Source organism: Pseudoalteromonas sp. SG41-5 (assembly GCF_014164495.1).
Taxonomy (GTDB): domain Bacteria; phylum Pseudomonadota; class Gammaproteobacteria; order Enterobacterales; family Alteromonadaceae; genus Pseudoalteromonas; species Pseudoalteromonas rhizosphaerae.
Map to the genome: position 1 here is coordinate 19,672 of NZ_JACJFH010000008.1, position 24,914 is coordinate 44,585.

Below are 24,914 nucleotides of genomic sequence, written 5' to 3' on the forward strand. Positions count from 1 at the left end.
CAGTGCATTTGTTTGACTAAACTTTTACAATAGCCACAAAGATGAGCCGTGTTAACTTAAGTACGCTCACCCCGTTCAATAATTTGGAGATTACAGATGAGAGCATCTGCGTTTTTTACTCAGCTTCAGCAGCAAATTGAAGATGTAAAAGCCGAAGGCTTATATAAAAATGAGCGTATTATTACTTCGCAGCAGCAAGCACAAATTCAAGTTGCTTCTGGTGATAAAGTTATTAACTTCTGTGCAAATAATTACTTAGGTTTAGCGAATAGCCCTGAGCTGATCCAGGCTGCACAAAACGGCTTAAATGACCATGGCTTTGGTGTTGCGTCAGTACGCTTTATTTGTGGTACACAAGACATTCATAAAACATTAGAGAAGAAGATCAGTGAATTTTTAGAAACGGAAGACACGATTTTATATTCATCATGTTTTGATGCCAATACCGGTTTATTTGAAACAATTTTAGGCGCTGATGATGCGATTATCTCTGATTCGTTAAATCATGCTTCTATCATTGATGGCGTTCGTTTATGTAAAGCAAAGCGCTTCCGTTATGCAAATAATGATATGGCAGATCTTGAAAAGCAATTGATTGCTGCCGATGAAGCGGGTGCAAAAACAAAATTAATCGCCACCGATGGTGTGTTCTCAATGGATGGGGTTATTTGTAATCTTGAAGCGGTCTGTGACCTTGCTGATAAATACAATGCACTTGTTATGGTTGATGACTCTCATGCCGTTGGCTTTGTCGGTGAAAACGGCAAAGGCACACCTGAGTACTGCAACGTGCTAGACCGTGTTGATATTATTACCGGCACTTTAGGTAAGGCGCTTGGCGGTGCATCGGGTGGTTATACATCAGGTAAAAAAGAAATAGTTGAATGGTTACGCCAGCGCTCTCGCCCATATTTATTCTCAAACTCATTAGCGCCTTCAATCGTTACAGCATCAATCAAAGTATTAGAAATGCTCGAAAATGGCAGTGAATTGCGTGCTAAGTTATGGTCAAACGCTAAATACTTCCGTGAGCAAATGGAAGCGGCTGGATTTACCTGTGCGGGTAAAGATCACGCGATTATTCCAGTAATGTTAGGTGATGCTAAAGTTGCGTCGGCAATGGCTGATAAGTTATTAGCAGAAGGTATTTACGTCACTGGTTTTTCATTCCCAGTGGTGCCAAAAGGCCAAGCGCGTATTCGTACACAAATTTCTGCTGCGCACAGCATTGAGCAATTAGATACCGCAATTGACGCCTTTACCCGTATTGGTAAAGAAATGGGCATTATCTAATTAATTTATTTTAAACCGTTGCCTTCGCAGCGGTTTTTTTATTGAGTGTGATTCATGAAAGCATTATCTAAATTAAAAGCAGAACCAGGTATTTGGATGACGGATGCGCCAAAACCTGAAGTTGGGCATAACGATTTATTAATCAAAATTCGTAAAACCGCTATTTGTGGTACTGACGTACATATTTATAAGTGGGATGAGTGGGCGCAAAACACCATTCCTACGCCTATGGTAGTAGGTCATGAATATGTCGGTGAAGTGGTTGATATGGGTCAAGAAGTTCGCGGTTTTAGTGTTGGTGACCGAGTATCGGGCGAAGGGCATATTACCTGTGGCCATTGTCGTAACTGTCGCGCTGGGCGTGTTCATTTATGCCGTAACACCACTGGTGTAGGTGTTAACCGCGAGGGGGCTTTTGCCGAGTATTTAGTGATCCCAGCGTTTAATGCATTTAAAATTCCAGACAATATCAGTGATGAGTTAGCTTCTATTTTTGACCCATTCGGTAATGCAGTACACACAGCACTGTCATTCGATTTAGTGGGTGAAGATGTGTTGATCACAGGTGCAGGCCCAATTGGTATTATGGCTGCTGCAGTTGCAAAACATGTTGGCGCACGTCATGTAGTGATCACCGATGTCAATGAATACCGATTAGACCTTGCACGTAAAATGGGCGCAACGCGTGCAGTTAATGTGGCTAATGAAAAGCTTGAAGATATTATTAAAGAGCTTGGTATGACAGAAGGCTTTGATATTGGTCTAGAAATGTCAGGCGTACCGGTTGCATTTAATAGCATGTTAAATAACATGAATCACGGTGGTAAAATTGCCATGCTAGGTATTCCACCATCTGATATGGCGGTTGATTGGAACCAAGTGATTTTTAAAGGCTTAGTGATCAAAGGGATTTATGGCCGTGAAATGTTTGAGACCTGGTACAAAATGGCCAGTCTTATTCAGTCAGGGCTCGATCTAAATCCAATCATCACTCATCAATATTCAATAGATGACTTCCAAGCTGGCTTTGATATGATGATTTCAGGCCAATCGGGGAAAGTAATTCTTAACTGGAATTAATTATCCACTTGTTAAGAGAATTAAAGGCGGCATTTGTCGCCTTTTTTGTAATTATAAGAGAGTACTATGGCATTTAAGCATATTTCAATTACCGAAACTCAAGCACTACTTAATAAAGATGATGTCGTGATTGCTGATATTCGCGATCCTAATTCGTATCAAGCAGGGCATATTCCGGGTTCAGAGCATTTATCAAATGCCAATATTGGCGAATTTATGATGAACAAAGAGTTTGAACAGCCAATTATTATTGTTTGTTATCATGGTATGAGCTCACAAGGCGCAGCCAACTACTTAGCTGAGCAAGGCTTTGAAGATGTATACAGTATGGATGGTGGTTTTACCCAGTGGGAAACCCAATTTCCGGAGCAAGTGGAACGATGATCGAACTGGGTAGTATAAATAATCCACGTGCAGCACAAGGCTTTATTGATTATATAAAAAGCCAAGGCTTACAGGGCGAGCTTCGATCGCAAGATGGAAAAACGGTAATTATTTGTGTTGCCCCAGAGCATTTCCATCAAGCTCAGCCATTATGGCAAGCGTTTGTAGAAAACCCCAATCATGCCCGTTATCAAGAGGCATCTTGGCAAGTAGGAAGTACGCAATCACCGTTGAGCTATCAAGGCCATGACTTAAATTTAAAAGCACGCTTTAAAGCATTGAGCTGGTTAAACCAAACGGTCACTTTATTATGTGTAGGTATTTACATTGCCTTCTTACTCGGTGGCTTTGAGTCAATTTATAGCGTATTACAGTTTAAACCCAATCAACCATTAACTTGGCTTACACCTGCAATTGTGCATTTTACTGCTGTGCACTTAGTGTTTAATATTATGTGGTGGATCATGCTAGGCGATGGTATTGAAAAGCTCAGTGGTAAAAGTACTTTAGTAGGTCTTTTTTTAGTGACCGCGCTATTTAGTAATTGGGCTGAGTTTATTATGGTTGGCCCTAACTTTGGCGGCTTAAGTGGCGTTGTTTATGGTTTACTTGGGTTTTGTTGGATCCATCGGGCATTGAACCCGCAACAACCGGCTTTAGTAACTAATGGTATTATTGGTTTTATGCTGATTTGGCTGGTACTAGGCTTTGCTGACATGTTGTTTGTAAGTATGGCTAACTGGGCGCACTTAGGTGGGCTATTAAGCGGTATGGCTTACGCGTTTACCGCTCAATTGTTTACTAAAAAAACAGCTTAAGATACTCAGTTATATAAGTACTTAGTGATATAAATATTTAGTAAATAATACTTCGCGAATGATCTCTTGCCCTGTTTCTTGTTTTAACAGGGTTTTGAGTTTTTCGGCACAACGCTTTCTGATCTCTTCACGGCCGGTGAGTGATTTAATTTTTTCTTCAGGCTCTTTTGATAAAATTTCTACCAATGCATCTCTAAGTAACGGGGTGTGATGCTCAACAATAGCAATGTTTGACATATCACTGAGCATTAAATCTACAGTAATACGCACATAACCTAACTTTTTATTACTCTGACCAATATAGTTGGTAATGATATCGGGTTCGAAACCAAAGTAGCCCACAGTTGATTCAGCTTTGCTTGCAAAGCTGCTAAACAAGCTAATAAAGAAAGTGCTAATTAATATGCCAGCGTAAAGCGTTTTTTTCATATTCAGTAGAGAGCCCTGTAATTAATTGTTATTAGTCTATACGTAATAATGGCTAAGATACAGGCTGATGCAGCTATTATATTCATTAATCATCACTTTTTCCCCGACGCGGGCAGTGGTATCATTTAAAGGGTTATTATTAAATAGAGTTATCGTGATCACATTTCCTATTTCTGTAACTGCGGATTGGCAGTTAGGTACATCAATCAATTCTTTGTCTTGTAACGAGCAAGACTGGCTACTTGAACCCAACTCACTGACGGCTAAATTAAAAACACAGTGTGGTGAATTCTCTGTAAAAGTGCTTAGTGAGAAAGAGTTTGAACTGAGTATTTCACAACAACAATTACTAGATTGTTCAAAGCGTATTGGTATTAATCGTGAAGTTTTGCTGCTTTGTGATGGCATCCCTATGGTATACGCACAAAGCTGGCTGCCTGCCACCGATGATATGCAACAACAGCAATTATTGGCACTGGGTAATCGGCCTTTAGGTGATGTTATTTTTCAACATCCGGACTTAAAACGTACCGAAATTGAAATAGCACGTTTTGATTGTCAGCACCCAGTACAGCAGCTTGTTAGCCAATACTCTGCAGCTACAAAACCCTTGTGGGGGCGACGCAGTATTTTTTCGTTGGCGCAAAGCCGTTTTTTAGTAGCTGAAATATTTTTACCAGAGGCTTATCTATATTTATGAAATTTGCTGCCTTACACATTGCTCATATACCGTATTATAAGCAGTTAATGCGCACCGATAAGCCTATCGGTACTTTATTGCTGTTATGGCCTACATATTGGGCATTGTGGCTTGCAAGTGATGGTATGCCAAGCCTACTTAATTTTGTGGTATTTAGCTTTGGTGTATTTGTTATGCGCAGCGCAGGTTGTGTTATTAATGATTACGCAGATCGTAAAATTGATGGCGCGGTAAAACGCACAGCACAAAGACCCTTAGCTTCTGGCTTGGTGAGTAGTGGCGAAGCATTAAGCTTGTTTTTGTTGCTTATCATAATTGCTTTCATACTGGTGTTGTTACTCAGTTGGCAAACCATATTATTGTCAGTCGGGGCATTGCTATTGGCATTTAGCTACCCATTTATGAAACGTTACACTAATTTACCGCAAATAGTGCTAGGTGCAGCTTTTGGTTGGGCTATTCCGATGGCTTTTATGGCTGCAACAGATAATATCCCACTGCTTGGCTGGTTGTTATTTATCGCTAATATTGCGTGGACTACGGCATACGATACTATGTATGCCATGGTAGACAGAGATGATGATTTGAAAATTGGCGTAAAGTCTACAGCGATATTGTTTGGTAGTGCCGATCGAATCATTATTTTTGCGCTAAATGGTGTATTTATAGGTTTGTTGGCTTTAATTGGTTATACGAGTCAATTAGCAATGCCGTATTGGCTTGGTCTATGTGTGGCATGTGGCTTTTTGGTTTACCAACAATTTCTAATTCATAGTCGTAATAGAGAGCATTGTTTTAAAGCTTTTTTAAATAATCATTATGTCGGTATGGTCGTTTTTATTGGCTTAGTGGCGTCCTTGCCATTTAATCTATAGTGTTAGCGAGGTGGATCAATAACGCCACTGATTGAAGTGTTTTTCCTAAACCAACCCGCAACTGAATAGCGATTATCAATTGTCGGCAGTACTTCATGCATAAAGCGTTCGCTTTCAAACATCACGAACGTGCCAGCTTTGGGCTGAATAGTGATTTCAACGTCTTTACTTTTAGGTTTGTAAATCACTAACTCACCACCAGATTGCACTGTATTTAAGTAAAATACAGTAGTAAATACACGGTTCGAACGCCCTTTAAATGCGTCGTAATGCTTTTTATAAAAGTCGCCATGCTGGTATTTCGCATAGTGACACTCATAATCAAATAAACCCATAAAGAAATAACGATTCAAGTTTACTCTAATATCTTCTAGCGCATTTTGATAATCAATTTGAGCTTGGCTACTACCATCAAACCAAAAGGTCTTGTCGGTGCGTATGCTCTTGTCTATTTGTAAATCCTGCTGACGGCCAATACCTGCTGATTTGAAATTGGGGTTGATACGATAACAATCTTCTATCAACGCGTTAGTCAGTGTTTCAGCAAACATATTTTCGATCACGGCGTAGCCATGAGTTTCTATGTCAGTTAAATAACGTCCAGGGATCAGGTTAAGGCTCATTAATTGTACTATATAGCAGGGAAGGCGCGTAGTTTAGCTTAAAATGATGCAAAGGTACTACTGAAGATTTAGAAACCAAGCCTGAGTTCTGCTTTAGGCTTGGTTTTCATGCTGTTACTTAAGAATTAATTGATAACGCTGTCTTTTCTATTAATGACAGGAGCTGGTTTATTGGGTCGTCAGCAGTAACTTGCTGGCTGGTTTGTACAATCAATTGCTCATGAGCTAAGTTCTTATTGGTTTTTAACTGGAGCAGATTATTATTCTCTGCGACCGAACTTGCATGTTCAATACTGCTAATTGCAACATGGTTTGATTTACACAACCCGTCCATTACTTGCTCAATACTGCCAACTTTTATACTGCTGGTCTTGTTTAAGCTATCGACAGCCTCATTCAACATAGTTTGAATTTGTTTTGATTGTGAAAAACAACTATACATAGGGTAATCATTTAAATCTTGTTTGCAAAGATTGTTCTTATTCGCAAGAGGATGGCTTTTTGCAACGAATAAAATAAGTTGATCAGGTAAGTGTATGTCATTGCCAATACTATTAACTGCTTGCGAACAAACGCTAATATCAATTTCACCTAATTGCAGTTTACGAACCAACTCACTTTGTTCTTGTAGTTGCATTTCGATTTTTACATGAGGGTATTGTGCTAAAAATTGGCCACATGAAATAGGCACTATGGCACTAGCATTATTGGTATAGCCAATCACCAGCTTTTCACTTGCACAGCCATTAACGGATTTAAATAAACGCTTTTTAGTTTCTTCGAGCTTGCTTAGAGTGTCTTGTGCGTACTCTAAAAAAAGCTCACCTTCAGTTGTTAGCTTCACGGAGCGAGTCGAGCGTTTGACTAATTCATAGCCAACTTCATCTTCTAAAGTCTGAATACTGCGCGTCAATGCTGAGGTACTAATTTTTGTTGTTTCGGCCGCTTGGCGAAAATGTCGTAGCTGGCCTAAAGCTACAAATTGCTCTAATTGTTCAAATCTCACTTTTATAGTCCTTTGTATAAGTAAGCCGCACTACTGGCGAACATAATTGATATTATTTTAATAGATAGTAATCCATTGTACCCAATTTGAAAAGCGCATTTCACACAATTGTTACAAGTATCAGTTAGGGTAACGCTCTTTTATCTCCAAAAAAAGTGTTAAATTGTTAATAAATATGTCCACAAGTTTTGGCTCAAACTGTTTGCCACTCTGTTTCTTGAGCAAATCGAGTACTTCTTCAAGTGGCCAAGCTTTTTTATAGCAACGATCACTGCCAAGGGCATCAAAAACATCCGCTAGAGCTGTAATACGACCAACAATGTGAATATCTTTACCTGCAAGTTGATTAGGATAGCCTGAGCCGTCCCATTTCTCATGATGTGTATGAGCAATGATTGAACCACATTTTAATATTTCGTTATTCGAATTCTTTAGAATATCATAACCAACTTCGGCGTGAGTTTGCATAATCGCCCACTCTTGATCATCAAGCTTACCGGGTTTATTGAGAATATGATCTGGAATACTTATTTTTCCAATATCGTGCAAGGGGGAGGCGAGTTTTATTACTTCACACTCAAAGTTATTTAAGCCATATAACTTACCTAACAGTTCACTATAGTGTGCAACTCTTTTGACATGTGAACCGGTTTCTTTTGAGCGTTTTTCAACGGCTTCACCGAGAATATACGATAGCTCTTTTTGCGAATCCTTCATCATTTCGCGTAATTTCAAGTTATCGTAAGCTAGAGCAATATTGTTGGCAAAAAACTCCAAAAGCTGATAATCGGTGGTTCCTAATAACGAGCCTTTGCGCACATACAACATCGTTTCGAGGCCCGCTTGAGTTGGAAAATAGCCAATGTAGTCATGCATGGTTTTTTGAGATGATTTGCGATTGTGTGCTTCAACAAATAATTGCTTTACATCTTCGGGGATCATATCGGCATTAGGTTCAGGCTCAACACCTGAAGCTGCCAGTAGCTTAAAATCAGTGGCTGGGGATGTTTGTTGGTTAACAGCTGCGGCACAATAAATTTCAGTGTCATCTAAGCCCATAACATTGGTTACATGGGATAAAATTGTTGATGCAAATTCATGGACACTATCACATTTTAAAAATGAGCTAGAAGCGTTGATTATTTTTTCAAGGCCTTTTCTATGACGCTCAATAATTTGAATATCACGATGTGAACGCAGAGCTGAATACAATAATGTTTTCATTTTTATTGCCGTCAGCTCGGTTTTATTTTTGTAATCGTTAATATCGTATTCACGGATCACCGCTTCTTCAGGGGCTTCGCCAGGTTGACCCGTTCGAAGAATAAGGCGGATGTCGTGGTTATTGATATCATCACGGATAAATTTTATTAAGTCTAAACCTGCATGGCTAGTTTCCATTACCACGTCGATTAAACCAACCGAAAAATCGAGATTTTGTTGCAATAATTCTTTTGCGGCTTTCGCTGAATAGGCATGATGTAAACACAAAGCTTTATCTTCAAAGGTAAAGCCAGATAGTACAAGTTTAGTGACTTGGTGAATATCATCCTCATCATCGACCACAAGGATATTCCAGAACGCTTGTGGTGACTGAGCTTCTGACTCTTCAATGACATTTTCTGAAAATAAAAAGTCGTTCACGTTTACGCCTTTAGTTTAATCATCCTGCTAAAGAGTATAGTGCTTGTTTTTTAGTCTGCCTTGTTGCTCAGTGGTTTTTTTTCAATGTTTTTAAGCTCAATTTCAATCGCATCACATGAAATATGTATTTCATATAAAGAGGTTAGCAACGATAGCGCAAGGCTGGCTAAGCTAATACCAAATAAAATTACGCCAGTGGTTTTAAACTCAATAAATAATGCAAACATTGAGAATGTACACATTAAAAAAGAAGCAACGCCATAGACTTGCATAGTTCGAATGAGTCTAATGCGTTTCCTTAGGTTAGTAATTTGTGCAACGACTAATGGTCGAATAGTGTCACCTTCACGGGCATTAAGTTCACGAATTAATTGTGCTAGCACTAAAAAACGATTGGTATATGCTAATAACAATAAAGAAATTGCAGGGAACAGCAGTCCAGGTGTCGTGAGGGTCATGATTATTTCCTATATAACAATTACTTCGCTTAGAGTAGCTTAGGGTAATTTAATCGCAAAGTAAAAGAGGTTGTCATTGCAAAATAAAATAAATAACAACAGTACAGAGCAACCCCCATTTCAATGGTTAACAATCTATTGCGCTGCAAATGCGGTAGAGGCAAACATTGTCAAAGGGTTATTACTTAACAGCAATATTGAGTGTCAGTTACTCGGTGAGTCCTTACAAGGAGCCGTTGGCGAAATACCTTTAGATCAAACCCAAGTGAGAGTACAGGTTTTTGTGATTAAAGAGCGCCAGGCGCGGCAAATATTGGTAAACTACACTCAAGTACAACAATCCGCTCCTGATTGGGTATGCCCCAACTGTAACGAGCATAATGGGCCAACATTTGAAATTTGTTGGTCTTGCAGGACACCAAATAATGACTAAAGCGAATAATTTTCAGCGTATAAGAGAGCTTAACTATTTGCAACAAGCGGTACTGGCAGCAGCATTAATTGAACGCATGCTACCTAATTATGGTTTATTTAGTGAAGCAACAGGATTTGGTGACGAAGCTATTTTGCGTAGTGCACTTAATTTGTGTTGGGAAAAAATCTTACTGCCGAAAAGTAAGATAAGTCTTGAAAAGCAAATTGAGAAAATAGAGCCTAATGTTCCAGAACTCGCTGATTTTGATATGTTCGGTACTTATCCAGCGATAGATGCCGCCACTGCCTTATTAGGTTTAATGCATGGTTTAATTGCCAAAGATGAGCAAGAATTTATCAGCATTAGTAAAATCTCTCAGGCGACTGTTGCGCGTTTTATTGAATATCAATTAACGGTTGAAGGTGAACTGGCTGATAATACAGCGGTACGTGAACATCCGTTAATGCAATACGAAATTGAAGTGTTAGGCGAGTTAATTGATTTTGTTGAGCAGATGGGCAGAGTAACAGCTGAAAATGTTAAAGCGTTAAAGCAACACGCTATAGCTGATGGACAAACAAACATTGGTATTACACTTTAAGTAACCAAAACTCTGATTAAGAGATTTATTTTAAGAATTTAAAAGTGCCAAAGGGCATGGGAGAAAACTGCAGTGCGAATTTTAGGCATTGAATCGTCGTGTGATGAAACGGGAATTGCAATCTATGATGATGAACAAGGTCTACTTGCTCATCAACTCTATAGCCAAGTAAAAGTGCATGCAGATTATGGCGGTGTAGTGCCTGAACTTGCATCTCGAGATCATGTTCGTAAAACCTTGCCATTAATCGATGCTGCTTTTGCACAGGCCGGTTGCGGACCTGAAGATATCGATGGTATTGCTTACACTGCAGGCCCAGGACTGGTGGGAGCATTATTAGTGGGTACTTCAATTGGACGCTCACTTGCCTATGGGTGGAATATTCCAGCAGTGGCTGTTCATCATATGGAGGGCCATCTACTGGCGCCAATGCTTGAAGAAAACGTGCCTGAATTTCCGTTTATTGCTTTACTCGTATCAGGTGGACACACCATGATGGTTAAAGTCGCTGGGATTGGTCAGTATGAAGTATTGGGTGAATCGGTAGATGATGCCGCAGGTGAAGCATTTGATAAAACAGCTAAGTTACTTGGTTTAGATTACCCTGGTGGGCCACGGTTAGCTAAACTTGCTGAGCAAGGTGTTCCTAAGCGCTTTATTTTCCCACGACCAATGACAGATAAACCGGGCCTTGACTTTAGTTTTAGCGGCTTGAAAACGGCGGCTGCAATTACTATTCGTAATAATGACGATGATCAGCAAACCAAAGCCGATATCGCTCATGCGTTTCAAACCGCAGTTATTGATACATTAGTTATTAAATGTAAGCGTGCTTTAAAGCAAACGGGTATAAATCGCTTAGTAATTGCCGGTGGTGTAAGCGCCAATATACAGCTACGTGCGCAACTAGAGCGTGTAATGCAAGGCATGAAAGGACAGGTTTATTATCCGCGCACAGAGTTTTGTACTGATAATGGTGCCATGATCGCCTATGCGGGTATGCAGCGCTTAAAGGCTGGGCAGTTTGCCAGCCTTGATATGAAAACGAGACCACGTTGGCCGATAGATAGTTTAGAGGCTATTTAAATTTAAGTATTGTTATCATCTTTAGTTGGTGGCGTTTTTTTGTCACCAATTTTAGGTTCTTTGCCACTAAATAAACGTTTAATATTGGCGTGGTGGCGAAAGATAATCAAAATAGTTAAAAATGTTACTGGTAAGGTATAAAGCGGTTTGATCCACCAAGTGTATAATGGCGCTAAAGAAACGGCGACTAATGCCCCAAGTGACGAATAGCGTGTAATAGCAACAACAGCCACCCAGGTTGAAATTAATAACCCGCCTAACAACAAGCCAATGGGTAGCAATGTTCCAAACGCAGTTGCAACTGCTTTACCGCCTTTAAAGTGAAAGAATACCGGAAACATATGTCCTAAACATGCAGCAACCCCTATCAATCCCAGCATTAGTGGTTCAAGTTGTAAAAAATAAGCGCCCCAGACAGGAATAGTCCCTTTGAGAATATCAAACACTAAGACTAAGCAGGCTGGAACAGCGCCACCAAGACGATAAACATTAGTTGCGCCTGGGTTGTTTGAGCCATTGCTGCGAGGATCGGGTAGTTTAAACAGCCGAGACACTAGAATGGCTGATGAAATCGACCCGAGTAAATAGGCTAAAACTAACATTAAAACGGCTATCACGCGCTTCCTTATTTTTTAATCGCAGTTTTTCGGCTATCATTGGCCGCAAAAATTGCATTCATACTTTTCGTGGTTCAAATAGCAGATACATAATGTATCTATACGCTTATATCATATGGGTAATTTTTACATGATGTACCTATAGGCTATTGTATGGGTAATTTTTACATAATAAAACACAGTTAAAGTGTATAAAGGCTATAAATGCAAATTATAGCCGATGTAGACTCAAGTCAATGAGTTTTAAGTTTTTGCCAGTTGGAGCAGTTATGGATAAGGTTTTTATATCGCAACTACATGTTGACACTATCATAGGCGTGTACGATTTTGAAAAAGAAACTAAACAGAGTTTGTATTTTGATATCGAGATGCTGTGTGATATTAAACCCGCAGCAAAAACCGATGACATTGCCTTAGCACTTGATTACGCAAAGGTAAGTGAGAGAGTAATCGCGCACACGACAGCAAAGCCTGTTGAGTTATTGGAGACCTTAGTAGAGCAACTAGCGGCTATCATTTTAACCGAGTTTGCTACAACACAAGTTACCATTCGAGTTAGTAAACCCGCAGCCGTCGCGCAAGCACGCACTGTAGGTGTTGAAATTACCCGACTCAAGGCACGTTAAGATGGCGCAAATTTATATTAGCCTTGGCTCTAATGTTGATAAAGAACATTATATCCGCCAAGCGTTAATTGCCCTAAAAGCACACCTTATAGAATTCGAGCATTCCAGTGTCTTTGAAAGCGAAGCAGTTGGCTTTGCAGGTAATAACTTTTACAACTCAGTCATTGGTGCACAAACACAGATACCGCTTCCCCAGTTATGTCAGTTACTCAAACAGATTGAACGAGAGAATGGTCGTACAAATAATGATAAAAAATTTAGCCCGCGTACACTCGATCTAGATTTACTGTTTTACGATGATGTAGTGTGTGATTCTCCTGCACAGTTACCCCGTGATGAAATCACCAAGAATGCCTTTGTTCTTCAGCCTTTGGCAGAAATAGCTCCCGATTTTTATCATCCTACAGCAAAGCAAACAATCGCTCAGTTGTGGGATACTTATAACAACCCCAAGCAAAAACTATGGAAGGTGGAGTTTACTAACCCATGAGTATTATCGAAATTATTGTTTTAGCCCTGATCCAGGGATTAACTGAGTTTTTACCTATTTCAAGCTCAGCTCACCTCATTCTCCCTTCACAAATTCTTGGCTGGCAAGATCAAGGCCTTGCCTTTGATGTTGCTGTGCATGTAGGCACGCTGATTGCCGTAATAATTTACTTCAGAAAAGAAGTTGTCGAAATACTTGCTGCATGGTTTAAATCATTTGGTGCACAAGGTACAACAGATGATAGTAAACTTGGCTGGTGGATTATTTTAGGCACTATACCAGCCGCTGTACTGGGTTTAATTTTTAAAGACTTAATCGAGCTCTATTTACGCAGTGCGTGGGTAATTGCAATCACCACTATTTTGTTTGGTTTATTACTTTGGTATGCCGACGTAAAAGGTAAGCAAACTAAAACAATTTATCAATTAACTTGGAAATCAGCACTGATGATCGGTATGGCGCAAGCGATGGCGATGATCCCAGGTACATCACGCTCGGGTATTACGATGACCGCCGGTTTAATGCTGGGGATGAATAAACAAAGCGCTGCGCGTTTTTCATTTTTACTCGCAATTCCAGTGATCTCAATGATGGGCTTGTATTACACCATTGAGCTGGCATTAGGGGATCATATAGTTGATTGGACAACATTAATTTTAGGCGCTGGTTTATCGTTTCTCTCTGCGTATGCGTGTATTTTCCTGTTCTTAAAAATAATCGAACGTATGGGGATGATGCCATTTGTTATCTATCGATTATTATTGGGTGTGGGTTTAATTGTTTTTTTGATGATGTAACGCTAGGTTTATAAAAGATCAATAAAAACGCCTTAACTCAATGAGCTAAGGCGTTTTTTTATAAGCCAAATGCACCTTAAATTAGAAAGTGTATTTTGCACCCATCGATAAGCGACCTTTCCAGCGAGGCTCTGCAATTACATCTACATTTGAGCGGTTAAGCATAAGTAAGGGAATTATTTAACTTATATACTTATTCGTTGTTATTTAGCACAAGTGTTGTGTTAGATGGCAATGGTAACTGAGCGCTATTTTTGGCATTATGGCATCTCATTTATTATCTATTTTTTAGCGCTGCGTAAGCTATGTGTGGCGGCAAAGGAATAATATGCATATTCATATTTTAGGCATTTGCGGCACCTTTATGGGTGGTATTGCAGCGATAGCTAAGTCGCTAGGTCATACAGTCACGGGCTCTGATCTAAACGTATATCCGCCAATGAGCACGCAACTTGAAGAGCTTGGTATTAAATTAACCCAAGGCTATGATGTCTCTCAGTTAGAACCTGCACCAGATATGGTGATTATTGGCAATGCAATGAGTCGTGGTAACCCATGTGTTGAATATGTATTGGACAAGGGCTTAGCGTATACTTCTGGCCCTGAATGGTTAAAGCATAATTTATTGCAAAACTCCTGGGTACTGGCGGTTGCTGGAACTCATGGTAAAACTACCACTGCAAGCATGCTGGCATGGATTTTAGAATACGCGGGTTTAAAGCCAGGGTTTTTGATTGGCGGTATCGTGCAAAATTTTGGTTTGTCGGCACGGGTTGGCGAAACGCCATTTTTTGTAATTGAAGCTGATGAATACGACACTGCATTTTTTGATAAACGCAGTAAGTTTGTTCATTACTTACCGCGCACACTGATTTTAAACAATCTTGAGTTTGATCATGCTGATATTTTTGAAGATTTAAACGCTATTAAAAAACAATTTCATCATTTGATGCGTACACTACCAAGTAGCGGCAAAGTTATTTGGCCACAACAAGACGATGCTCTGCAAGATGTAATTAACCAAGGCTGTTGGAGCGAAAGTGAAACACTGGGCGCTGATTGGGGATATGAGCTGATTAATGCCGATGGCAGTGAATTTGCAGTGTTACTCAATGATGAATACCAAGGCTCAGTAAAATGGCAAGCGTTTGGTGGGCACAATGTTAAAAACGCTATTATGGCTATTGCTGCCGCGCGCCATGTCGGGATTGCAATTGAACATAGCATTGCAGGGTTAGGGGAATTTATTAGTCCTAAACGTAGGATGGAGCTAAAAGCCGATATTGCCAATATTAAAGTGTATGACGACTTTGCTCATCACCCAACAGCTATCACTACAACGCTTGCTGGGTTGCGTGCAAAAGTAGGCAATGAAAAAATTATTGCGATATTAGAGCCGCGCTCAAACACTATGAAAATGGGTGTACATCAACATACGTTATTGGCGTCATTAGCTGATGCTGATGATGTGTATTTATTCGAGCCAGATAATTTAACCTGGTCATTAAGTGAGCAGGCCAAACAGGCTGGTATGTTATGCTTGAGTAATACCGATGAGATCGTTGAACAAGTGGTCTCCCAAGCGCAACCGCAACAACATATTTTGATCATGAGTAATGGTGGCTTTAATGGTCTCCACAACACATTGATAACAGCTTTGCAGCATAAATTTATCCAGCAATAAACCGGAGCGACAGTGCAATATAAAGAAACCATAACGCTGGCCTTTAGTGGTGCGTCAGGCGCGCCATATGGCTTACGATTACTTGAAGTATTGCTCGCGCAGCAGTTTCGCGTGTATGTATTGATCTCAAGCGCGGCGCGTGTAGTGCTAGATACTGAATCAAACATTAAATTATCAGCCAATGAAGATAAAGCCACCGAACAATTAAGTAGCTTATTTAAATCACAGCCAGGGCAGTTACAAGTATTTGGTAAAGATAACTGGTTTAGCCCTGTGGCGTCTGGCTCTGCAGCGCCGAAAAAAATGGTCGTGTGCCCGTGTAGTGCAGGCTCGGTCTCTGCAATAGCGATGGGGGCCTCTGATAATTTATTAGAGCGCGCCGCTGATGTCGTGATTAAAGAGCGTGGTCAGTTAATTTTAGTGCCACGAGAAACGCCATTTAGTGAAATCCATCTAGAAAACATGCTAAAGCTCGCAAAGCTCGGGGTAACAATTATGCCAGCTGCACCGGGGTTTTATCATCAACCGCAAACCATTAACGACTTAGTTGATTTTATGGTTGCACGTATTTTAGATCATTTAAATATTGCACACACACTAACTAAACGTTGGGGTTATGGGGAGGGTAAATCATGAGTAAAGCATTGGCTTTGAATATTGAAGGCCTTACCAAAGTATATAAAAATGGTGTTGAAGCCGTTAAAGGCGTTGATCTAAAAGTATATGAAGGTGATTTTTTTGCCTTGTTAGGCCCAAATGGCGCGGGTAAGTCAACTACCATTGGGGTGATCTCATCATTGGTTAATAAAACCAAAGGCTTAGTAGAGGTGTTTGGTCACAACATAGATTCAGATTTAGAAGCCGCTAAATCACAACTAGGCTTAGTGCCACAAGAGTTTAACTTTAGCCAGTTTGAAACGTTGACGCAAATACTGGTAAATCAAGCGGGTTATTACGGAGTTCCCCGTAAGGTGGCGCATCAACGAGCGGATAAATATTTAGCGCAATTAGGCTTACTTGAAAAGAAAGACAAACAAGCACGAACACTATCAGGTGGCATGAAACGTCGTTTAATGATTGCTCGCGCGTTAATGCATGAACCAAAACTGCTAATTTTAGATGAGCCAACCGCCGGTGTAGATATTGAATTACGCCGTTCGATGTGGGATTTTTTAAGACAAATTAATGAGCAGGGGGTGACGATTATTCTCACCACCCATTACTTAGAAGAAGCCGAACTGCTGTGTAAAAATATCGCGATTATTGATTCCGGCATTATCGTTGAAAACACCACCATTAAAGCACTGCTTGCCAAACTAGATAAAGAAACCTTTATTCTTGATTTAAAACAGCCTGTCCAGCCGGTTACCGTTACGCTTGATGGTTATAAGTTTACTATGGCTGATGATCATACTATTGAGGTTGAAGTAGCCAAATCACAGGGCTTGAATGCAGTATTTACAGCATTAACCGAGCAGGGCAATACCGTGCTTAGCATGCGTAATAAAGCTAACCGATTAGAAGAGTTGTTTGTAGGTTTACTAGAGCAAGGGCGGGGCAAGTAGATGTTTAAATATGGCGTAGCCTTAAAGAGTTTATGGTTTAAAGAGTGCATTCGATTTTTGCGTATCTGGGTACAAACACTCGTACCACCGGCAATCACTATGAGTTTGTACTTTGTGATTTTCGGTAATCTTATAGGCTCTCGTATTGGTGATATGGGGGGCTTTAGTTATATGGAGTTTATTGTGCCGGGTCTTATCATGATGTCGGTGATCACTAATTCGTATTCTAATGTGGCATCAAGCTTTTATTCAACCAAGTTTCAAAAAAGTATTGAAGAGCTGTTAGTTGCACCCGTGCCTAATTATATCATTGTGCTTGGCTATATGGGCGGTGGTATGACCCGTGGCATGCTGGTGGGATTAATTGTTACGTGTGTGTCGTTATTATTTGTGGATATTCAAATCCATAATATTTTTGTGATCATCGCGACAGTAATTTTAACTTCTGCGGTATTTGCTTTAGGCGGTTTGATCAATGCTATTTATGCTAATAGCTTTGACGATATCAGTATAATTCCGACCTTTATTTTAACGCCATTGACCTATCTAGGTGGTGTGTTTTACTCAATCACTTTATTGCCAGAGTTTTGGCAAGGCGTATCGCAGGTTAATCCAATTATTTATATGGTTAATGCCTTTAGGTATGGTTTCTTAGGCGTGTCGGATGTTGATTTAACGGTCGCATTTGGCGTGTTGTTATTATTTATTACAGCCTTATTTATATTAGCTTTAACGTTAATTAAAAAAGGTGTGGGGTTAAGACACTAATGAGTGATGCAAATTCACGAAGTATTGTATCGAATCAACAAGGCTTACATGAAAAGCTGGATGATATAGTTAATAAGCATTTAGCTGCCCAGTTTAAAAAACCCATTGCAGCTCATACGCAAACGGCGTTTGATCAAGTAAATGAAAAAGTGCAGGCTTTTAATGGGCCCATTATTTTAGATTCGTGTTGTGGGGTAGGTGAAAGCACCGCTAATTTAGCGAAACGACATCCTGATGCGTTAGTTATAGGTATTGATAAGTCATCGCATCGTTTAGATAAGCATGACATTGAATATAAACAAACCGATTCAGGTCAGTACATTTTAGTGCAAGCCGATTTAAATGACTTTTGGCGACTCGCAGTGGCGGCTAATTGGCAACCCACACATCATTATTTGCTGTATCCAAATCCGTGGCCAAAAGCGAAGCATATTCAACGTCGCTGGCATGGCGCTGCTATTTTTCCATTTATCGTTAAATTAGGTGGGCTGTTAGAAGTTCGCAGCAATTGGGATATTTATGTGAAAGAGTTTGCTCAAGCACTCAAACTCACCGGACATGACTGCACAGTAGAGCTTTATCAAAATGATTTGGCAGTTACGCCATTTGAACGTAAATATTGGGCAAGTGGTCAACAAAGTCACCGTTTAGTAATTAATTTAGATCCTGGCTCGAAATAAAAATTAAGTATTTTATAACTTAATGTTTTCGTAAATCTCTTAACCTGAGTTTAGGTTAAGAGATTGGATACGGTTGGTTTTTATTTGCAGTAATATGTGGCACAGGCTCGGCAAAGTAATAGCCTTGCATTAGTGTCACATTAGCTTTTTTAAGCGCGTTGGCGATAGGCTTACTCTCTACATGCTCAGCAATTAGCTGTAAGTTGAGTTGCTTAGCAAAGCTGGCAATATGCTCAATATATAAATAAATATCTTTATCGTTGATAATTTGCTTGATCAAACTACCATCAAGCTTAATGCCATCTACTTCTAATTTTAGTACATTAGATATATTCGAATAACCTGTACCAAAATCATCAATTATTACCCGTACACCACGATTTTTAACCATGGTTATAAATGCTTTTACCTCAGAAAAATTTGCGATAGCTTCGGTTTCCAATAGTTCTAGGGTGATATTACTCGGTAGTGGATAGCGTTTAAATTCGTTTTCTAAAAATTCAGCAAGGCTTGGGTCAAGCATATCTTGGGCTGTGATATTGATGCTCCAGCACGTACTGGTTTTTCTAAATCGTGCAAAGCATTGTGTGAGCATTGTGCGGGTGAGCATTCCATCCATGCGAGAGCGATTAACGACATCTAAGAATGATTCTGGTTTTAGGACTTCCCCGTGACAGGTGATCATGCGAGCCAAACATTCATACTGAATAATGGCATTCGTTTCATTATCATAAATTGCCTGAAAATAAGGCACAATTCTATTGTTCTCAAATGCTTCACGCACTTCTTTTGCCATTGCTACATTGTACTGATATTGGTTTTTTACATCATGGAGTGCGCTTGAGTAATTAATCACAGTGCGGCGACCTTGTTTAGCTTGTAATGCGGCAATATGAGCATTTTCAAGTAACATTGATTTATTGCCACTGGCGATGCCTGCGCACAAGGTGATGTATATAAAAGGGTCGGTAAGTAATGGGGTACTGCAATTATAAGCTTGGATCACCTCGAGAAAACCTGCATTATCTTTACCAAAAGGAGCGATGAGGACTATTTTGTTGGTCGTTAGACGAAACATCTGGCTACCCGCAGGGCGGCGCTTTTTGAAGTGTTGCAACAAGTTTTTCATAACGCGGTCGCCTACTTCTGTACCATAAAAACTGCTTATATCTTCAACTTCATTTACCCAAATAACAGCAAGTTGCAGATGATGATTAGGGGAGTTTTTAATATAATATTCAAGTGCAATATGATTGGCAAAGCCACTACTGGTATCGGTTGAAATCGCACGTTTCAATAAATACACATAAATACCGGCAACCAACAGAGCAATAAAAAAGAAAAACATAGCCATGCCCGCAGCTTTAGATACACTTTGCGCTAATCGCTGATTGAGATCGTATATGGTGATATCGGCCCCAGTTAAATAGGTGACTCCATTGGCATCGACAAAAGGGACAAAAATTGTTTTAAAATGCCCCCATTGATCTTTTGAAATTTCAAACACTGGCTCTGTTGAATAAAACGCGCCAATATTAGCGGCAGTTGCTTCAGGGTATAGATCGAGTAATTGGGTGATTTTACCGGTATTTTGATCGTTCTGAGTGTAACTCGATGCACTAAAATGTACATTACCGTCTTTTAAAACCATGGCATATACATAAGCGATATTTAACGCATTAGCAAACTCTGAAAGTTGCCGGCTTTTTTGTTGGTATTCGGTTGATGATATATATTGGCCTGCATTGATTTTTTGATGGTATTCATCACCAAGCATATGCTTAACGCTTAATGCCGCATTGAGTAATCGAGTATCAACGCTGTGCATAATATCGTTACGAGTGCTGTTGTAGGTGTAATAGATGTAGCTCAATAAACTGATAAAAAACAGCATGAAACCCGCGATTATCCAATTTGTCCGTAAATTTGTATTTATCATGCTCTTCCTTGATTTATTAGCCCTTCTATTATACAAAAAAAGGCTGTATCGCCTATAAAAATATAGTTAGTTATTTGAATGATAAATATTAATCAAATTATCATTAATTTGTCATGCAATTGGCTACTTTTGTGGCTTTATACGAGACATTTCAACTCTATTACAGTAGAGTTAACGCATTTCGTGGAATCATTGTAGTTTTGGCGTTATTAGTAATGGAGTTCCTAGAGATGGATCTTCAGCTAAACAAAGCTACATTTACTGGGTATAAAGATGGATCAAAAGCGTTGTGCCGTCGCCTCTAAAGAAACTCTGATGCGTATATTTACTGTGCCTGAAGCACCAGACTCAACTTTGAGTAAAATCGAACTTGAGATCTCAAGCAATTTAGCAGGTTTTTTGAATGAGAACATAGCGGCAATTGAAAAGCCATTGCATGAGATTGAAAAAGATTTTCAATCGGCAGCAATCCCAGAAGATCCGACTTTTGTATCTGCTTATGCGCAAGATATTATGGAGCAACTTGTCGCTCATTCAGTGCATACCGCTGCGCCAAGCTTTATTGGGCACATGACGTCAGCATTACCGCATTTTGTATTGCCACTTTCTAAGTTGATGGTTGGTCTTAATCAAAACTTAGTAAAAATAGAAACCTCCAAAGCATTTACTCCACTTGAGCGCCAAGTGCTTGGTATGATGCATCATTTGGCATACGGGCAAGATGACAGTTTTTATAGCAAATGGATGCACAGTGCGAAAACGTCGCTAGGTGCGTTTTGTTCGGGTGGCACAATCGCCAATATTACCGCATTGTGGATTGCTCGTAATCGCTTACTGAAAGCGGACGGCGAATTTAAAGGGATTGGTTCACAAGGTTTGATCAGTGCCATGTTGCATTATGGATATAAAGGCCTTGCAGTACTTATTTCTGAACGTGGCCATTACTCGCTAGGAAAATCAGCTGATTTACTTGGCATTGGTCGTGATAACTTTATTGCCATTAAAACTGCAGATAACAATAAGGTTGATGTTGATGCAATGCGCGCCAAAGCCCATGAGCTAGCAGCGCAAGGTATAAAAGTGGTGGCGATTGTTGGGGTAGCCGGCACGACTGAAACTGGCAATATTGATCCTCTTGATGCTATGGCTGATTTAAGCGCTGAACTCAACTGCCATTTTCATGTCGATGCAGCATGGGGAGGAGCTACGCTGCTTTCTAATACATATCGCTCGTTACTGAAAGGCATTGAGCGAGCAGATTCAATTACCGTCGATGCTCATAAACAAATGTATGTGCCAATGGGCGCTGGGTTAGTGCTATTTAAAGATCCTACAGCTACGGATGCTATAGAACATCATGCAGAATACATCTTACGTAAAGGATCAAAAGATTTAGGTAGTCATACGCTTGAAGGTAGTCGTCCTGGTATGGCGATGTTAGTGCATGCTTGCTTACGCGTTATTGGCCGTAAAGGCTACGAAATCTTAATAGATAAAGGGATTGAAAAAGCCCGCTACTTTGCTGATTTAGTGAAAGCAGATGATGACTTTGAGCTGATCTCAGAACCTGAGTTATGTTTACTGACATACCGTTATGTGCCAAAACAGATAAAACAAAAAATAGCTCAAGCAGATGAACAAACGCGTTTGGATATCTTTGCCTCGTTAAATCGTTTTACTGCCAGTATGCAAAAACGTCAACGTGAAGCCGGTCGTTCCTTTGTATCCCGTACCCGTTTAACTCCCGCGCAGTATGATCATCAACCTACAGTGGTATTCAGAGTCGTACTTGCAAATCCGCTGACATCAGAGAGTATTTTAAAAGATATACTTGCTGAGCAAAAAGAGCTGGCTAAAACAGATCCTGTATTTAAGAAATACCTTAGTAAATACATGGACTGAGCAGTAACAGTTGCGTTATTCCCAGATTGCGTGGGGATAACGCAAGCAGCACTTTCTTTGTTAGCTAAAACACGATGTTCTGATCATTTCAGTGATAATATGTTGAGATGGTTTAATTTTTTCCATCGCCAAAAATTCATCGGGTTGGTGAGCCTGATTAATTGAACCCGGTCCCATCACAATCGTTTCACAGCCCAATTGTTGAATAAATGGCGCTTCAGTACAGTAGTTCACTGCAACTGCTTGCTCTCCTGATATTTTTTCTGCCAGTTTAACTAATGCCGAATCAGTACTGCCGGTAAACGCGGGGATTGGCTCGTGCATATCCATCACACTGACTGAATCGGGATATTGGTTATTGATCTCTGTAGCTATTTTTAACAGCATCATTTGCAGTTCTTGCACACTTAGACCCGGTAAAGGGCGCATATCAATATGCATTTCACAGCAGCCACATATGCGATTTGCATTATCGCCACCATGAATGTGTCCTAGATTTAAAGTAGGGTAAGGAATAACAAAATGCTCAACTGCATATTTATTCTTTAATTGCTCTTTTAAAGTTAACAGTTTTGCAATAACTTTATGCATCACTTCAATGGCATTTAAACCACGTTCAGGATCAGAGCTATGTCCGGAACGACCGACTACGCGAATCGCGCTGCTCATATGTCCTTTATGTGTGAAAACAGGCGTCATATCAGTAGGTTCACCAATAATACACCGAGCTGGCTTTAAGTTTTTATGCTGACAAACTTGCTGTGCACCGGCCATGGTGGTTTCTTCGTCGGCAGTAGCTAGAATCAAAATTGGCTGTGTTTGAATATTCTTATCTAGTTCACTGATTGCCTGTAATACAAAAGCGAAAAAACCTTTCATATCAATACTGCCTAGACCATATAATTTATTGTTATCTTCACTTAATTTAAACGGATTATAGTTCCAACGACTATCATCAAATGGGACTGTATCGGTATGACCGGCAAGCATTAAACCACCATCTCCCTGGCCACGTTTTGCGAGTAAGTTAAAACGACCTTTAGGGCCCGACAACTCAGTAATTTCACATTCAAATCCAAGACTTGTACACCAAGTAGCTAATAAATCGATCACCCCTTTATTGCTCATAGACAATGACTCATCCATGGCACTAATTGAAGGTGCAGCAATCAATTGCTGATACATAGATAAAAAAGACGGTAATGACATAAAAAAATCCAAAATAAGTATTCAATCTAATTGCATAACAATATAAAAGTATTTATGATGAATATCAATTCACTTTTTAAGCATAAATATATTAAAGCGACGCAATGAATATAAAACGACGATAACCAGATTTCATTCATAAAATAGTGTTTTATGCACTGTTAAACCCGATTTGAATATATATGTAGTAACAAAAAACCAAAAAGAGTAACGAATGAAAGTAGTGATTATTGGCGCAAGTGGCTATAGCGGCGCAGAATTAGCAAGTTTGGTAGTAAAACACCCGCAATTAACCTTAGCTGGTTGCTATGTATCTGAGCAAAGCTTAGATAAGGGTAAATTATTAAGTGACTTGTATCCTGAGCATTTAGGTTTGCTTGATTCTCCTTTATTGCCTCTTAGTGATAGCGCTTATAACGATATTGAAAAGTCGGCCGATTTTGTATGTTTGTGTACTGATCATAAAGTGAGTGTTGACTTAGCGCCACGTTTTTTAAGCATGGGCAAAAAAGTATTTGATTTATCGGGTGGCTACCGTTTAAGCAGTAATGAAGATTATCAAACCTATTATGGTTTTGCGCATCAACATACGGAATTACTAAGTGAAGCGGCTTACGGATTGGCTGAATGGAATAGTGAAGCAATCGCCAAGGCGCAGTTAGTCGCTGTGGCTGGTTGCTATCCAACAGCAGCGCTGAATGCGTTAAAACCATTGCAACAAGCCGGCTTATTAGCCGAGCAAACCATTATTATTAATGCTGTATCGGGTGTAACCGGTGCGGGGCGTAAAGCTAGTGTAGCCACGCATTTTTGTGAAGTGTCGTTAGCACCTTATGGATTGTTTAATCATAGACACAGTCCTGAGATTGAGCAGCATTTAGGTCACAAGGTGCTATTTACGCCGCATTTAGGTAATTTTCCACGCGGTATTTTAGAAACTATTTATGTGCAATTGAAACCTGGAGTTACACCAGAGCAAGTTACACAAGCTTATCAAGTGCTTGCTGATGAGCCACTGATCAGATTGCTTGGTAATAAAATGCCATCAATTAAAGGAGTTGCAAAGCAGCCTTACGTTGATATTGCATGGCAGCAGCAAGGTACGCAGCTAATTGTGATGGCAGCTATTGATAACTTATTAAAAGGTGCTGCAGGGCAAGCATTGCAGTGCATTAATTTAGCCATGGGTATTGCCCATAGTACAGGTTTAAAAGGGTAGTTAGTA

General features: G+C 39.9%; 27 protein-coding genes. 19 read left to right on the forward strand and 8 right to left on the reverse strand.

The genetic code is table 11. The annotated features are described in order from the left end of the window. Positions 1-96 precede the first annotated feature (96 nt). The 4 genes from H5232_RS03690 (at position 97) to glpG (ending at position 3,575) form a co-directional block, all read left to right on the forward strand. Entirely contained in the window at positions 97-1,293 is a 1,197-nt protein-coding gene (locus tag H5232_RS03690) for a glycine C-acetyltransferase (protein WP_145235063.1), read from the forward strand. 54 nt (positions 1,294-1,347) lie between these two features. Further along, complete coding sequence (gene tdh, locus H5232_RS03695; protein WP_145235065.1) at positions 1,348-2,373, forward strand: L-threonine 3-dehydrogenase; 1,026 nt, start codon at positions 1,348-1,350, stop codon at positions 2,371-2,373. A 66-nt stretch (positions 2,374-2,439) separates the two neighbouring features. Beyond that, positions 2,440-2,757, forward strand: a complete 318-nt coding sequence (glpE, locus tag H5232_RS03700; RefSeq protein WP_182830571.1) for a thiosulfate sulfurtransferase GlpE — start codon at positions 2,440-2,442, stop codon at positions 2,755-2,757. Then, positions 2,754-3,575 carry a rhomboid family intramembrane serine protease GlpG gene (gene glpG / locus H5232_RS03705; protein WP_182739873.1) on the forward strand — a complete coding sequence of 274 codons (822 nt, stop codon included), beginning with the start codon at positions 2,754-2,756 and terminating at the stop codon, positions 3,573-3,575. The genes glpE and glpG overlap by 4 nt, the downstream gene beginning before the upstream one ends. A 21-nt stretch (positions 3,576-3,596) precedes the next feature. On the opposite strand, the gene H5232_RS03710 is transcribed toward glpG, so the two are convergent. Continuing rightward, positions 3,597-4,004 (reverse strand): flagellar basal body-associated protein FliL, encoded by a 408-nt coding sequence (locus H5232_RS03710; protein WP_145235070.1) that lies wholly within the window; start codon positions 4,002-4,004, stop codon positions 3,597-3,599. Between the two features lie 154 nt (positions 4,005-4,158). On the opposite strand from H5232_RS03710, the gene H5232_RS03715 reads away from it, so the two are divergent. Both H5232_RS03715 and ubiA read left to right on the forward strand, forming a co-directional pair. Further along, positions 4,159-4,704, forward strand: a complete 546-nt coding sequence (locus H5232_RS03715; protein WP_182718389.1) for a chorismate lyase — start codon at positions 4,159-4,161, stop codon at positions 4,702-4,704. After that, positions 4,701-5,579 (forward strand): 4-hydroxybenzoate octaprenyltransferase, encoded by an 879-nt coding sequence (ubiA, locus tag H5232_RS03720; protein ID WP_182718388.1) that lies wholly within the window; start codon positions 4,701-4,703, stop codon positions 5,577-5,579. The genes H5232_RS03715 and ubiA overlap by 4 nt, the downstream gene beginning before the upstream one ends. Positions 5,580-5,581: 2 nt before the next feature. On the opposite strand, the gene H5232_RS03725 is transcribed toward ubiA, so the two are convergent. The 4 genes from H5232_RS03725 to H5232_RS03740 form a co-directional block, all read right to left on the reverse strand. Beyond that, positions 5,582-6,202 carry a 2OG-Fe(II) oxygenase gene (locus tag H5232_RS03725; protein ID WP_182718387.1) on the reverse strand — a complete coding sequence of 207 codons (621 nt, stop codon included), beginning with the start codon at positions 6,200-6,202 and terminating at the stop codon, positions 5,582-5,584. A 118-nt stretch (positions 6,203-6,320) separates the two neighbouring features. Beyond that, a complete protein-coding gene (locus H5232_RS03730; protein WP_149981396.1) occupies positions 6,321-7,208 on the reverse strand; it encodes a LysR family transcriptional regulator in 888 nt (295 codons plus the stop codon). A gap of 120 nt (positions 7,209-7,328) precedes the next feature. Continuing rightward, positions 7,329-8,852, reverse strand: coding sequence for a DUF3369 domain-containing protein (locus H5232_RS03735; RefSeq protein WP_149981395.1), 1,524 nt, complete (start codon positions 8,850-8,852; stop codon positions 7,329-7,331). Positions 8,853-8,902: 50 nt separating this feature from the next. Then, complete coding sequence (locus tag H5232_RS03740) at positions 8,903-9,310, reverse strand: DUF2721 domain-containing protein (protein WP_149981394.1); 408 nt, start codon at positions 9,308-9,310, stop codon at positions 8,903-8,905. Positions 9,311-9,386: 76 nt separating this feature from the next. On the opposite strand from H5232_RS03740, the gene H5232_RS03745 reads away from it, so the two are divergent. The 3 genes from H5232_RS03745 to tsaD all read left to right on the forward strand — a co-directional run bounded on the left by H5232_RS03745 (position 9,387) and on the right by tsaD (position 11,412). Continuing rightward, the gene (locus tag H5232_RS03745) at positions 9,387-9,743 is read left to right on the forward strand and encodes a DUF2007 domain-containing protein (protein WP_182739875.1); all 357 of its coding nucleotides are present in this window, start codon (positions 9,387-9,389) and stop codon (positions 9,741-9,743) included. Continuing rightward, on the forward strand, positions 9,736-10,326 hold the full coding sequence (locus H5232_RS03750) for a YjaG family protein (RefSeq protein ID WP_145235087.1): 591 nt from the start codon (positions 9,736-9,738) through the stop codon (positions 10,324-10,326). The genes H5232_RS03745 and H5232_RS03750 overlap by 8 nt, the downstream gene beginning before the upstream one ends. Before the next feature lie 72 nt (positions 10,327-10,398). Continuing rightward, complete coding sequence (gene tsaD / locus H5232_RS03755) at positions 10,399-11,412, forward strand: tRNA (adenosine(37)-N6)-threonylcarbamoyltransferase complex transferase subunit TsaD (RefSeq protein WP_182830572.1); 1,014 nt, start codon at positions 10,399-10,401, stop codon at positions 11,410-11,412. 2 nt (positions 11,413-11,414) lie between these two features. Here the strand turns inward: tsaD and plsY are convergent, their stop codons facing one another. Further along, a complete protein-coding gene (gene plsY, locus H5232_RS03760) occupies positions 11,415-12,029 on the reverse strand; it encodes a glycerol-3-phosphate 1-O-acyltransferase PlsY (protein WP_145235091.1) in 615 nt (204 codons plus the stop codon). 269 nt (positions 12,030-12,298) lie between these two features. Between plsY and folB the strand changes: the two genes are divergently transcribed. From folB to H5232_RS03800, 8 genes are all read left to right on the forward strand, one after another. After that, entirely contained in the window at positions 12,299-12,655 is a 357-nt protein-coding gene (folB, locus tag H5232_RS03765; RefSeq protein ID WP_145235093.1) for a dihydroneopterin aldolase, read from the forward strand. A gap of 1 nt (position 12,656) precedes the next feature. Further along, complete coding sequence (folK, locus tag H5232_RS03770) at positions 12,657-13,145, forward strand: 2-amino-4-hydroxy-6-hydroxymethyldihydropteridine diphosphokinase (protein ID WP_149981390.1); 489 nt, start codon at positions 12,657-12,659, stop codon at positions 13,143-13,145. Continuing rightward, the gene (locus H5232_RS03775; RefSeq protein WP_182739876.1) at positions 13,142-13,942 is read left to right on the forward strand and encodes an undecaprenyl-diphosphate phosphatase; all 801 of its coding nucleotides are present in this window, start codon (positions 13,142-13,144) and stop codon (positions 13,940-13,942) included. The genes folK and H5232_RS03775 overlap by 4 nt, the downstream gene beginning before the upstream one ends. A 328-nt stretch (positions 13,943-14,270) precedes the next feature. After that, entirely contained in the window at positions 14,271-15,626 is a 1,356-nt protein-coding gene (gene mpl, locus H5232_RS03780) for a UDP-N-acetylmuramate:L-alanyl-gamma-D-glutamyl-meso-diaminopimelate ligase (protein ID WP_182739877.1), read from the forward strand. Positions 15,627-15,638: 12 nt separating this feature from the next. After that, on the forward strand, positions 15,639-16,262 hold the full coding sequence (locus H5232_RS03785; protein ID WP_182718381.1) for a flavin prenyltransferase UbiX: 624 nt from the start codon (positions 15,639-15,641) through the stop codon (positions 16,260-16,262). Beyond that, a complete protein-coding gene (locus H5232_RS03790; RefSeq protein WP_145235104.1) occupies positions 16,259-17,191 on the forward strand; it encodes an ABC transporter ATP-binding protein in 933 nt (310 codons plus the stop codon). The genes H5232_RS03785 and H5232_RS03790 overlap by 4 nt, the downstream gene beginning before the upstream one ends. Beyond that, a complete protein-coding gene (locus H5232_RS03795) occupies positions 17,192-17,959 on the forward strand; it encodes an ABC transporter permease (protein ID WP_145235106.1) in 768 nt (255 codons plus the stop codon). It begins immediately after the preceding gene. Further along, positions 17,959-18,639, forward strand: a complete 681-nt coding sequence (locus tag H5232_RS03800; protein ID WP_182718380.1) for a tRNA (guanosine(46)-N(7))-methyltransferase TrmB — start codon at positions 17,959-17,961, stop codon at positions 18,637-18,639. The genes H5232_RS03795 and H5232_RS03800 overlap by 1 nt, the downstream gene beginning before the upstream one ends. A 55-nt stretch (positions 18,640-18,694) precedes the next feature. Here H5232_RS03800 and H5232_RS03805 read toward each other — a convergent pair whose 3' ends face one another. After that, complete coding sequence (locus tag H5232_RS03805; protein WP_182718379.1) at positions 18,695-20,578, reverse strand: bifunctional diguanylate cyclase/phosphodiesterase; 1,884 nt, start codon at positions 20,576-20,578, stop codon at positions 18,695-18,697. 273 nt (positions 20,579-20,851) lie between these two features. Between H5232_RS03805 and panP the strand changes: the two genes are divergently transcribed. Then, positions 20,852-22,480, forward strand: a complete 1,629-nt coding sequence (gene panP, locus H5232_RS03810; protein ID WP_182739878.1) for a pyridoxal-dependent aspartate 1-decarboxylase PanP — start codon at positions 20,852-20,854, stop codon at positions 22,478-22,480. A 60-nt stretch (positions 22,481-22,540) separates the two neighbouring features. Here panP and argE read toward each other — a convergent pair whose 3' ends face one another. Further along, entirely contained in the window at positions 22,541-23,689 is a 1,149-nt protein-coding gene (argE, locus tag H5232_RS03815) for an acetylornithine deacetylase (protein ID WP_182718378.1), read from the reverse strand. A 214-nt stretch (positions 23,690-23,903) separates the two neighbouring features. Here argE and argC point away from each other — a divergent pair, with 214 nt between their 5' ends. Next, entirely contained in the window at positions 23,904-24,908 is a 1,005-nt protein-coding gene (gene argC, locus H5232_RS03820; protein WP_145235116.1) for an N-acetyl-gamma-glutamyl-phosphate reductase, read from the forward strand. Positions 24,909-24,914 lie beyond the last annotated feature (6 nt).